Source organism: Aegicerativicinus sediminis (assembly GCF_015476115.1).
Taxonomy (GTDB): Bacteria; Bacteroidota; Bacteroidia; order Flavobacteriales; family Flavobacteriaceae; genus Aegicerativicinus; species Aegicerativicinus sediminis.
Genome location: NZ_CP064295.1, coordinates 271,026 through 284,222, shown reverse-complemented (window position 1 = coordinate 284,222; position 13,197 = coordinate 271,026). Strand labels below are relative to the sequence as shown.

The 13,197-nt window shown below is 52.3% G+C and carries 5 protein-coding genes; all 5 read left to right on the top strand.

The features are described 5' to 3' along the window. The first annotated feature begins 628 nt into the window (after positions 1–628). From ISU00_RS01260 to ISU00_RS01245, 5 genes are read left to right on the top strand one after another with little or no spacing between them, the layout of a single operon-like run. Positions 629–2,344 (top strand): hypothetical protein, encoded by a 1,716-nt coding sequence (locus ISU00_RS01260; RefSeq protein ID WP_228852232.1) that lies wholly within the window; start codon positions 629–631, stop codon positions 2,342–2,344. Next, positions 2,307–4,823 (top strand): hypothetical protein, encoded by a 2,517-nt coding sequence (locus ISU00_RS17690; protein ID WP_317174331.1) that lies wholly within the window; start codon positions 2,307–2,309, stop codon positions 4,821–4,823. Before ISU00_RS01260 ends, ISU00_RS17690 begins: the two co-directional genes overlap by 38 nt. Further along, positions 4,768–10,245, top strand: coding sequence for a T9SS type B sorting domain-containing protein (locus ISU00_RS01255; RefSeq protein ID WP_317174356.1), 5,478 nt, complete (start codon positions 4,768–4,770; stop codon positions 10,243–10,245). Before ISU00_RS17690 ends, ISU00_RS01255 begins: the two co-directional genes overlap by 56 nt. A 47-nt stretch (positions 10,246–10,292) precedes the next feature. Beyond that, on the top strand, positions 10,293–11,222 hold the full coding sequence (locus ISU00_RS01250; protein ID WP_228852230.1) for a PorP/SprF family type IX secretion system membrane protein: 930 nt from the start codon (positions 10,293–10,295) through the stop codon (positions 11,220–11,222). Between the two features lie 12 nt (positions 11,223–11,234). After that, positions 11,235–13,172, top strand: coding sequence for an OmpA family protein (locus ISU00_RS01245; RefSeq protein WP_228852229.1), 1,938 nt, complete (start codon positions 11,235–11,237; stop codon positions 13,170–13,172). Positions 13,173–13,197: the final 25 nt, after the last annotated feature.

Genomic DNA, 13,197 nt, shown 5'->3' with positions numbered 1-13,197 from the left:
GCGGGACATTTACACATTCTAATTCTGTAAGTGTAGAAGTTTATTCTGCACCTGTGGCTGATGCTCCCGCAGATATTGATGCCTGTGAAAGCTATGTACTCCCATCACTTTCCATGGGAAATTACTATACCGGTAGCGGAGGAACTGGCGTTACCCTTAATGCTGGTGATCAGATTACGAGTACTCAAACAATCTATGTTTTCGCACAGAGCGGTACGACGCCTAACTGTACCGATGAGAATAGTTTTTTGATTACAATTGAACCCGCTCCAGCCGAGCCTACGGACCTTGAATGCTGGGAGACTGCGACCTTCAACGATGCGACCTGTAGCTGGGATGTCAGCGGCACACAGCCAGCCGAGCCTACGGACCTTGAATGCTGGGAGACTGCGACCTTCAACGATGCGACCTGTAGCTGGGATGTCAGCGGCACACAGCCAGCCGAGCCTACGGACCTTGAATGCTGGGAGACTGCGACCTTCAACGATGCGACCTGTAGCTGGGATGTCAGCGGCACACAGCCAGCCGAGCCTACGGACCTTGAATGCTGGGAGACTGCGACCTTCAACGATGCGACCTGTAGCTGGGATGTCAGCGGCACACAGCCAGCCGAGCCTACGGACCTTGAATGCTGGAGACTGCGACCTTCAACGATGCGACCTGTAGCTGGGATGTCAGCGGCACACAGCCAGCCGAGCCTACGGACCTTGAATGCTGGGAGACTGCGACCTTCAACGATGCGACCTGTAGCTGGGATGTCAGCGGCACACAGCCAGCCGAGCCTACGGACCTTGAATGCTGGGAGACTGCGACCTTCAACGATGCGACCTGTAGCTGGGATGTCAGCGGCACACAGCCAGCCGAGCCTACGGACCTTGAATGCTGGGAGACTGCGACCTTCAACGATGCGACCTGTAGCTGGGATGTCAGCGGCACACAGCCAGCCGAGCCTACGGACCTTGAATGCTGGGAGACTGCGACCTTCAACGATGCGACCTGTAGCTGGGATGTCAGCGGCACACAGCCAGCCGAGCCTACGGACCTTGAATGCTGGGAGACTGCGACCTTCAACGATGCGACCTGTAGCTGGGATGTCAGCGGCACACAGCCAGCCGAGCCTACGGACCTTGAATGCTGGAGACTGCGACCTTCAACGATGCGACCTGTAGCTGGGATGTCAGCGGCACACAGCCAGCCGAGCCTACGGACCTTGAATGCTGGGAGACTGCGACCTTCAACGATGCGACCTGTAGCTGGGATGTCAGCGGCACACAGCCAGCCGAGCCTACGGACCTTGAATGCTGGGAGACTGCGACCTTCAACGATGCGACCTGTAGCTGGGATGTCAGCGGCACACAGCCAGCCGAGCCTACGGACCTTGAATGCTGGGAGACTGCGACCTTCAACGATGCGACCTGTAGCTGGGATGTCAGCGGCACACAGCCAGCCGAGCCTACGGACCTTGAATGCTGGGAGACTGCGACCTTCAACGATGCGACCTGTAGCTGGGATGTCAGCGGCACACAGCCAGCCGAGCCTACGGACCTTGAATGCTGGGAGACTGCGACCTTCAACGATGCGACCTGTAGCTGGGATGTCAGCGGCACACAGCCAGCCGAGCCTACGGACCTTGAATGCTGGGAGACTGCGACCTTCAACGATGCGACCTGTAGCTGGGATGTCAGCGGCACACAGCCAGCCGAGCCTACGGACCTTGAATGCTGGGAGACTGCGACCTTCAACGATGCGACCTGTAGCTGGGATGTCAGCGGCACACAGCCAGCCGAGCCTACGGACCTTGAATGCTGGGAGACTGCGACCTTCAACGATGCGACCTGTAGCTGGGATGTCAGCGGCACACAGCCAGCCGAGCCTACGGACCTTGAATGCTGGGAGACTGCGACCTTCAACGATGCGACCTGTAGCTGGGATGTCAGCGGCACACAGCCAGCCGAGCCTACGGACCTTGAATGCTGGGAGACTGCGACCTTCAACGATGCGACCTGTAGCTGGGATGTCAGCGGCACACAGCCAGCCGAGCCTACGGACCTTGAATGCTGGGAGACTGCGACCTTCAACGATGCGACCTGTAGCTGGGATGTCAGCGGCACACAGCCAGCCGAGCCTACGGACCTTGAATGCTGGGAGACTGCGACCTTCAACGATGCGACCTGTAGCTGGGATGTCAGCGGCACACAGCCAGCCGAGCCTACGGACCTTGAATGCTGGGAGACTGCGACCTTCAACGATGCGACCTGTAGCTGGGATGTCAGCGGCACACAGCCAGCCGAGCCTACGGACCTTGAATGCTGGAGACTGCGACCTTCAACGATGCGACCTGTAGCTGGGATGTCAGCGGCACACAGCCAGCCGAGCCTACGGACCTTGAATGCTGGGAGACTGCGACCTTCAACGATGCGACCTGTAGCTGGGATGTCAGCGGCACACAGCCAGCCGAGCCTACGGACCTTGAATGCTGGGAGACTGCGACCTTCAACGATGCGACCTGTAGCTGGGATGTCAGCGGCACACAGCCAGCCGAGCCTACGGACCTTGAATGCTGGGAGACTGCGACCTTCAACGATGCGACCTGTAGCTGGGATGTCAGCGGCACACAGCCAGCCGAGCCTACGGACCTTGAATGCTGGGAGACTGCGACCTTCAACGATGCGACCTGTAGCTGGGATGTCAGCGGCACACAGCCAGCCGAGCCTACGGACCTTGAATGCTGGGAGACTGCGACCTTCAACGATGCGACCTGTAGCTGGGATGTCAGCGGCACACAGCCAGCCGAGCCTACGGACCTTGAATGCTGGGAGACTGCGACCTTCAACGATGCGACCTGTAGCTGGGATGTCAGCGGCACACAGCCAGCCGAGCCTACGGACCTTGAATGCTGGGAGACTGCGACCTTCAACGATGCGACCTGTAGCTGGGATGTCAGCGGCACACAGCCAGCCGAGCCTACGGACCTTGAATGCTGGGAGACTGCGACCTTCAACGATGCGACCTGTAGCTGGGATGTCAGCGGCACACAGCCAGCCGAGCCTACGGACCTTGAATGCTGGGAGACTGCGACCTTCAACGATGCGACCTGTAGCTGGGATGTCAGCGGCACACAGCCAGCCGAGCCTACGGACCTTGAATGCTGGGAGACTGCGACCTTCAACGATGCGACCTGTAGCTGGGATGTCAGCGGCACACAGCCAGCCGAGCCTACGGACCTTGAATGCTGGGAGACTGCGACCTTCAACGATGCGACCTGTAGCTGGGATGTCAGCGGCACACAGCCAGCCGAGCCTACGGACCTTGAATGCTGGGAGACTGCGACCTTCAACGATGCGACCTGTAGCTGGGATGTCAGCGGCACACAGCCAGCCGAGCCTACGGACCTTGAATGCTGGGAGACTGCGACCTTCAACGATGCGACCTGTAGCTGGGATGTCAGCGGCACACAGCCAGCCGAGCCTACGGACCTTGAATGCTGGGAGACTGCGACCTTCAACGATGCGACCTGTAGCTGGGATGTCAGCGGCACACAGCCAGCCGAGCCTACGGACCTTGAATGCTGGGAGACTGCGACCTTCAACGATGCGACCTGTAGCTGGGATGTCAGCGGCACACAGCCAGCCGAGCCTACGGACCTTGAATGCTGGGAGACTGCGACCTTCAACGATGCGACCTGTAGCTGGGATGTCAGCGGCACACAGCCAGCCGAGCCTACGGACCTTGAATGCTGGGAGACTGCGACCTTCAACGATGCGACCTGTAGCTGGGATGTCAGCGGCACACAGCCAGCCGAGCCTACGGACCTTGAATGCTGGGAGACTGCGACCTTCAACGATGCGACCTGTAGCTGGGATGTCAGCGGCACACAGCCAGCCGAGCCTACGGACCTTGAATGCTGGGAGACTGCGACCTTCAACGATGCGACCTGTAGCTGGGATGTCAGCGGCACACAGCCAGCCGAGCCTACGGACCTTGAATGCTGGGAGACTGCGACCTTCAACGATGCGACCTGTAGCTGGGATGTCAGCGGCACACAGCCAGCCGAGCCTACGGACCTTGAATGCTGGGAGACTGCGACCTTCAACGATGCGACCTGTAGCTGGGATGTCAGCGGCACACAGCCAGCCGAGCCTACGGACCTTGAATGCTGGGAGACTGCGACCTTCAACGATGCGACCTGTAGCTGGGATGTCAGCGGCACACAGCCAGCCGAGCCTACGGACCTTGAATGCTGGGAGACTGCGACCTTCAACGATGCGACCTGTAGCTGGGATGTCAGCGGCACACAGCCAGCCGAGCCTACGGACCTTGAATGCTGGGAGACTGCGACCTTCAACGATGCGACCTGTAGCTGGGATGTCAGCGGCACACAGCCAGCCGAGCCTACGGACCTTGAATGCTGGGAGACTGCGACCTTCAACGATGCGACCTGTAGCTGGGATGTCAGCGGCACACAGCCAGCCGAGCCTACGGACCTTGAATGCTGGGAGACTGCGACCTTCAACGATGCGACCTGTAGCTGGGATGTCAGCGGCACACAGCCAGCCGAGCCTACGGACCTTGAATGCTGGGAGACTGCGACCTTCAACGATGCGACCTGTAGCTGGGATGTCAGCGGCACACAGCCAGCCGAGCCTACGGACCTTGAATGCTGGGAGACTGCGACCTTCAACGATGCGACCTGTAGCTGGGATGTCAGCGGCACACAGCCAGCCGAGCCTACGGACCTTGAATGCTGGGAGACTGCGACCTTCAACGATGCGACCTGTAGCTGGGATGTCAGCGGCACAGCCAGCCGAGCCTACGGACCTTGAATGCTGGGAGACTGCGACCTTCAACGATGCGACCTGTAGCTGGGATGTCAGCGGCACACAGCCAGCCGAGCCTACGGACCTTGAATGCTGGGAGACTGCGACCTTCAACGATGCGACCTGTAGCTGGGATGTCAGCGGCACACAGCCAGCCGAGCCTACGGACCTTGAATGCTGGGAGACTGCGACCTTCAACGATGCGACCTGTAGCTGGGATGTCAGCGGCACACAGCCAGCCGAGCCTACGGACCTTGAATGCTGGGAGACTGCGACCTTCAACGATGCGACCTGTAGCTGGGATGTCAGCGGCACACAGCCAGCCGAGCCTACGGACCTTGAATGCTGGGAGACTGCGACCTTCAACGATGCGACCTGTAGCTGGGATGTCAGCGGCACACAGCCAGCCGAGCCTACGGACCTTGAATGCTGGGAGACTGCGACCTTCAACGATGCGACCTGTAGCTGGGATGTCAGCGGCACACAGCCAGCCGAGCCTACGGACCTTGAATGCTGGGAGACTGCGACCTTCAACGATGCGACCTGTAGCTGGGATGTCAGCGGCACACAGCCAGCCGAGCCTACGGACCTTGAATGCTGGGAGACTGCGACCTTCAACGATGCGACCTGTAGCTGGGATGTCAGCGGCACACAGCCAGCCGAGCCTACGGACCTTGAATGCTGGGAGACTGCGACCTTCAACGATGCGACCTGTAGCTGGGATGTCAGCGGCACACAGCCAGCCGAGCCTACGGACCTTGAATGCTGGGAGACTGCGACCTTCAACGATGCGACCTGTAGCTGGGATGTCAGCGGCACACAGCCAGCCGAGCCTACGGACCTTGAATGCTGGGAGACTGCGACCTTCAACGATGCGACCTGTAGCTGGGATGTCAGCGGCACACAGCCAGCCGAGCCTACGGACCTTGAATGCTGGGAGACTGCGACCTTCAACGATGCGACCTGTAGCTGGGATGTCAGCGGCACACAGCCAGCCGAGCCTACGGACCTTGAATGCTGGGAGACTGCGACCTTCAACGATGCGACCTGTAGCTGGGATGTCAGCGGCACACAGCCAGCCGAGCCTACGGACCTTGAATGCTGGGAGACTGCGACCTTCAACGATGCGACCTGTAGCTGGGATGTCAGCGGCACACAGCCAGCCGAGCCTACGGACCTTGAATGCTGGGAGACTGCGACCTTCAACGATGCGACCTGTAGCTGGGATGTCAGCGGCACACAGCCAGCCGAGCCTACGGACCTTGAATGCTGGGAGACTGCGACCTTCAACGATGCGACCTGTAGCTGGGATGTCAGCGGCACACAGCCAGCCGAGCCTACGGACCTTGAATGCTGGGAGACTGCGACCTTCAACGATGCGACCTGTAGCTGGGATGTCAGCGGCACACAGCCAGCCGAGCCTACGGACCTTGAATGCTGGGAGACTGCGACCTTCAACGATGCGACCTGTAGCTGGGATGTCAGCGGCACACAGCCAGCCGAGCCTACGGACCTTGAATGCTGGGAGACTGCGACCTTCAACGATGCGACCTGTAGCTGGGATGTCAGCGGCACACAGCCAGCCGAGCCTACGGACCTTGAATGCTGGGAGACTGCGACCTTCAACGATGCGACCTGTAGCTGGGATGTCAGCGGCACACAGCCAGCCGAGCCTACGGACCTTGAATGCTGGGAGACTGCGACCTTCAACGATGCGACCTGTAGCTGGGATGTCAGCGGCACACAGCCAGCCGAGCCTACGGACCTTGAATGCTGGGAGACTGCGACCTTCAACGATGCGACCTGTAGCTGGGATGTCAGCGGCACACAGCCAGCCGAGCCTACGGACCTTGAATGCTGGGAGACTGCGACCTTCAACGATGCGACCTGTAGCTGGGATGTCAGCGGCACACAGCCAGCCGAGCCTACGGACCTTGAATGCTGGGAGACTGCGACCTTCAACGATGCGACCTGTAGCTGGGATGTCAGCGGCACACAGCCAGCCGAGCCTACGGACCTTGAATGCTGGGAGACTGCGACCTTCAACGATGCGACCTGTAGCTGGGATGTCAGCGGCACACAGCCAGCCGAGCCTACGGACCTTGAATGCTGGGAGACTGCGACCTTCAACGATGCGACCTGTAGCTGGGATGTCAGCGGCACACAGCCAGCCGAGCCTACGGACCTTGAATGCTGGGAGACTGCGACCTTCAACGATGCGACCTGTAGCTGGGATGTCAGCGGCACACAGCCAGCCGAGCCTACGGACCTTGAATGCTGGGAGACTGCGACCTTCAACGATGCGACCTGTAGCTGGGATGTCAGCGGCACACAGCCAGCCGAGCCTACGGACCTTGAATGCTGGGAGACTGCGACCTTCAACGATGCGACCTGTAGCTGGGATGTCAGCGGCACACAGCCAGCCGAGCCTACGGACCTTGAATGCTGGGAGACTGCGACCTTCAACGATGCGACCTGTAGCTGGGATGTCAGCGGCACACAGCCAGCCGAGCCTACGGACCTTGAATGCTGGGAGACTGCGACCTTCAACGATGCGACCTGTAGCTGGGATGTCAGCGGCACACAGCCAGCCGAGCCTACGGACCTTGAATGCTGGGAGACTGCGACCTTCAACGATGCGACCTGTAGCTGGGATGTCAGCGGCACACAGCCAGCCGAGCCTACGGACCTTGAATGCTGGGAGACTGCGACCTTCAACGATGCGACCTGTAGCTGGGATGTCAGCGGCACACAGCCAGCCGAGCCTACGGACCTTGAATGCTGGGAGACTGCGACCTTCAACGATGCGACCTGTAGCTGGGATGTCAGCGGCACACAGCCAGCCGAGCCTACGGACCTTGAATGCTGGGAGACTGCGACCTTCAACGATGCGACCTGTAGCTGGGATGTCAGCGGCACACAGCCAGCCGAGCCTACGGACCTTGAATGCTGGGAGACTGCGACCTTCAACGATGCGACCTGTAGCTGGGATGTCAGCGGCACACAGCCAGCCGAGCCTACGGACCTTGAATGCTGGGAGACTGCGACCTTCAACGATGCGACCTGTAGCTGGGATGTCAGCGGCACACAGCCAGCCGAGCCTACGGACCTTGAATGCTGGGAGACTGCGACCTTCAACGATGCGACCTGTAGCTGGGATGTCAGCGGCACACAGCCAGCCGAGCCTACGGACCTTGAATGCTGGGAGACTGCGACCTTCAACGATGCGACCTGTAGCTGGGATGTCAGCGGCACACAGCCAGCCGAGCCTACGGACCTTGAATGCTGGGAGACTGCGACCTTCAACGATGCGACCTGTAGCTGGGATGTCAGCGGCACACAGCCAGCCGAGCCTACGGACCTTGAATGCTGGGAGACTGCGACCTTCAACGATGCGACCTGTAGCTGGGATGTCAGCGGCACACAGCCAGCCGAGCCTACGGACCTTGAATGCTGGGAGACTGCGACCTTCAACGATGCGACCTGTAGCTGGGATGTCAGCGGCACACAGCCAGCCGAGCCTACGGACCTTGAATGCTGGGAGACTGCGACCTTCAACGATGCGACCTGTAGCTGGGATGTCAGCGGCACACAGCCAGCCGAGCCTACGGACCTTGAATGCTGGGAGACTGCGACCTTCAACGATGCGACCTGTAGCTGGGATGTCAGCGGCACACAGCCAGCCGAGCCTACGGACCTTGAATGCTGGGAGACTGCGACCTTCAACGATGCGACCTGTAGCTGGGATGTCAGCGGCACACAGCCAGCCGAGCCTACGGACCTTGAATGCTGGGAGACTGCGACCTTCAACGATGCGACCTGTAGCTGGGATGTCAGCGGCACACAGCCAGCCGAGCCTACGGACCTTGAATGCTGGGAGACTGCGACCTTCAACGATGCGACCTGTAGCTGGGATGTCAGCGGCACACAGCCAGCCGAGCCTACGGACCTTGAATGCTGGGAGACTGCGACCTTCAACGATGCGACCTGTAGCTGGGATGTCAGCGGCACACAGCCAGCCGAGCCTACGGACCTTGAATGCTGGGAGACTGCGACCTTCAACGATGCGACCTGTAGCTGGGATGTCAGCGGCACACAGCCAGTAGATGTAGTTACAAATGTTCAAATTTGTGAAGGTGAATCTTATACTTGGGCGGTAAATGGTGAAACTTATACCACGCCACAGAACTTAACTATAGAAGGTCAAAACTGTGGGGCAGATCAAACACTAGTATTGGGTATATTGTCTAAACCAACCGCCCTGATAACTTCAACTGAAACAGAATTAAATTGTATTGTTACTAGTATTACTTTAGATGCTATTGGTAGTACAGTGGATGGCACAGCTAGTTATAGTTGGAATACTGGTGAAACAACTTCCAGTATTGACGTTACAATGCCAGGTACCTATACGGTAACAGTAACAAATGAAAGTTCTGGTTGTTCTGATAGCTTTAGTATTGATATTTTAGAAAATATCGACGTTCCTACTGCACTTATCACTAGTGAATCCACTGAGCTTACTTGTATTAGGAGAAGGATAATTTTGGATGCAAGTAGCAGTATTTTTGAAAGTGATTTCTCCTTTGAATGGAACACGGGCGAAACTTCTACTTCAATTGAAATAGGAGAGCCGGGTGACTATACGGTAACAATAACTGACCCTGAATCAGGTTGTACCAGTAGTGAGACTATAACAATTAGTCAAACAGATGTTCTTAAGTGTAATTCTAATATGGCATTATTTAAGACGGCTGAAATTAGTGGCAATGGTTATGTAGGAGATATTATCACTTATACTTTCAGGGTTTTCAATACCGGAAATACAGTAATAGAGGATATAACAATAAATGATGGAGTACTCGGTATTTTAAATCTTCCTATAAGTCCGGGTACACTTTATCCTGGTGAAGTTGGAAGTGTTACTGCTTCCTATACAATAGTTCCATCGGATATGGCTAGAGGTTTTATTGAAAATAGTGCAGAGGCTGCCGGTAAAGAGGCCTATGGACCTATGATTTATGATATTTCGGATGCGGGCGATGATACTATTGAAACACCGGATGCTCAAGGAAATTTCGATGGAGAACCAGATAATGATCCTACGGTAATATATCTAACAGGTCCTGAACTTATTGTCTATGACGCCATATCCCCGGATGACAACGACGGTCAAAATGATGCTTTTAAAATAGGTGGATTAGAGAATTACCCTCAAAATAATGTAAAGATTTATAATCGATGGGGTGTTTTAGTTTATGATAAGGATGCTTATCATGAGGGGCCTTATTTTATAGGTATCTCTGAAGGTAGAATTACCATTAGAAAAGGCGACAAATTACCTGCAGGGGTCTATTATTATGTTTTGAATTATTATGACGGAGAATCGATGAGATCTAAGGCTGGTCCAATTTACATACAACGTTAATCTGAATAGGAATCTGAGGAATGATCTATAAAATAGTATATTCACAAATGAATAAAATACCCAAATTGTTAATTTTAATTGGGCTGTCTAGCATATTTAGCCATGCACAGCAAGACGCTCAATACACCCAATATATGTATAACACTATTGTTGTAAATCCTGCTTATGCTGGTTCTAGGGAAACCATGAATATTAATGGGCTTTATAGGGCACAATGGATAGGATTAGAGGGAGCGCCTAGAACCATGACGTTGGCTGGCCATACGCCTCTAAGCAATGAAAATATTGGTATTGGAGTTTCGCTAATGCGCGATGAGATATGGATTCAGACCCAAACACATTTCAACGTAGATTTTTCATACACCATTAAAACCGATTCCTTAGGCAAATTGGCTTTTGGGCTTAAGGCGGGGGGGAATTTCCTTAATATCGATTACAGTAAAACCAATCCGGAAAATCCTTCTGAAGCCGACTTTATGCAAAATGTGGATAATCGGTTTTATCCGAACATAGGATTTGGACTCTATTATTATACCGAGAAATTCTATATCGGGTATTCTGCTCCATCATTATTGAGAACTCGATATTATGCAAATGAAACAGGTGCCGAGTCATATGTTTCTCAAGAAAGAATCAATCATTATTTGATTTCAGGTTATGTCTTCGATATTAATCCAAGTTTGAAATTTAAGCCAGCTGTATTGCTTAAGGCTGTGTCGGGGGCTCCACTTCAAATTGATACATCTGCTAATTTCCTCTTTAATGAGAAGTTGACCGTTGGCGTAGCCTATCGATGGAGTGCCGCAATGAGCGGACTAGTTGGATTTCAATTAACTGATAAACTAATGATTGGCTATGCATATGATTGGGAAACTTCAAGGCTAAATAATTATAATAGTGGGTCACATGAATTATTTTTAAGATTTGAATTTGATTTAATTAATGATGATGTCTTTATATCCCCCAGATTTTTTTAAACACTAATTGTTATGAAACAACCTAGAATTTATTTACTAATTGTCCTTCTTTTCAACCTGAGCATTTTGTTTGCACAGGAAAAGAAAGTTCAGCGCATTGATAAGAAATATGATAAACTCGCCTACATTAAAACGAGTGAAGTGTTGCTTAAGGTGGCAGAAGACGGTTATGAGTCAGCCGAACTTTTCATGAAACTTGGCAATTCCTTTTATTTCAATAACAAAATGAGGGATGCTGTAAAGTGGTACGCTAAGCTTATGGAGATGGAAGACGTGCAAGTTGATCCGGAATATTATTTCAGATATTCACAGGCTTTGAAAAGTATTGAAAAATATGAAGAAGCTGACAATTACATGAGAAAATTCAATGAGGAAAAACCCGAAGATTCTAGAGCTGCAGCATTTATAAATGATGTAGATTATTTGGCCACTATTGAAGCCGCTAGTAATTATGAGGCTAAAGTTTACAACCTTCCAATAAATTCAAAATTATCTGATTTTGGAGGTTATTTGTACAATGGCAAAATTTACTTTTCCTCAACTCGAGGTGGTGGCAAAAATTATAATTGGAATGAACAACCATTTCTAGATATCTATACCGCTACCAATGATGGTAATAACAAGTATGGTGAAGTAGTAGGATTAGGTGAGCCAATTAATACGAAAGTACATGAGTCTTCAATTGCGATAACTCCAGATGGTAAGTTCCTGTTTTTTACACGAAATAATTTTTACGACAAGAAAAAAACAAAGGGAAAGGATGGGGTTAATCGCCTTCAAATTTATAGAGCAATAAAAAAAGGAGAAAGTTGGGCTGACATACAGCCGGTTCATTTTAATTCAAGTGAATATAGTGTAGCGCATCCATCGATTAATGCAGATGGAACAGCAATGTATTTTGCTTCGGATATGGAAGGCAATGTGGGACTTTCAGATATTTTTCGTGCAAATTTAAAACCTGATGGAACATTTGGGAATCCAGAGAATCTTGGGTCTTTAGTAAATACAGAAGGAGAGGAATCCTTCCCGTTTATAAATAGTAAAGGGGACCTTTATTTTGCTTCAAACGGATATCCTGGTTTAGGTTCATTAGATATTTTTGTTATTCGGGATTTTGAAAAAAATTTCGCTGAAGGAGGTATGGAATTTAAAGTTGAAAATGTTGGGAAACCAATTAATAGCCCAATGGACGATTTTGCCTATTACGAAAGTGTTGCATTGAAACAAGGCTTTTTTACTTCTAACAGAAAAGGGGGAAAAGGGGATGATGATATTTACGGTTTTACAATATTGGATTGCGAACAAAATTTAAACGGCATTGTCAAGGATTTAGATTCTACCGAACCAATTTCCGAAGCGGTGGTTTCATTATATGATAGCGAAGGAAAATTATTGGAAACCAAAAATACGGATGAAAAAGGATTGTTTAAATTCTTAGTTAATTGTGATAAAGATTATTTAGTAAGGGTGGAGCAGGAAAAATATATTGGAGATGAAAAGCGAATAGTAACTCCGAAAACATCTCAGGATTTGCAAATGGAATTATTCATGGAACTCGATGCGCAAGAAGTTGGTGTAGGTGACGACCTTGCTAAAACTCTTGATATTCCTATAATTTATTTTGATTTTGACGATTCGAAAATACGATATGATGCATCGGTTGAATTAGAAAAGGTATTGGTTGTACTTAAAACCTATCCATCAATGAAACTCGATATTAGAAGTCATACCGATAGTAGGGGGGAAGCACCTTACAATTTGTCGTTATCTGATAGAAGGGCTAAATCTACAAGGGAATATTTAATTGGAAAGGGAATCGATCCAGAACGACTTATAGCTAATGGTTTTGGAGAATCTGAACCTGTTAACAAATGCACGGATGGTGTTGAATGTTCGGAAGAGGAACACCAACTTAATAGGAGATCAGAGTTTATTATCTCAAGCATGTGAGATAATTGCACATTATTTTTTTAAG

Excerpts from the sequence above, each read along its gene's own strand:
- ISU00_RS01260 (WP_228852232.1), top strand. The coding sequence starts at position 629 with ATGCTGGAGACTGCGACCTTCAACGATGCGACCTGTAGCTGGGATGTC.
- ISU00_RS17690 (WP_317174331.1), top strand. The coding sequence starts at position 2,307 with ATGCTGGAGACTGCGACCTTCAACGATGCGACCTGTAGCTGGGATGTC.
- ISU00_RS01255 (WP_317174356.1), top strand. The coding sequence starts at position 4,768 with ATGCGACCTGTAGCTGGGATGTCAGCGGCACAGCCAGCCGAGCCTACG.
- ISU00_RS01250 (WP_228852230.1), top strand. The coding sequence starts at position 10,293 with ATGAATAAAATACCCAAATTGTTAATTTTAATTGGGCTGTCTAGCATA.
- ISU00_RS01245 (WP_228852229.1), top strand. The coding sequence starts at position 11,235 with ATGAAACAACCTAGAATTTATTTACTAATTGTCCTTCTTTTCAACCTG.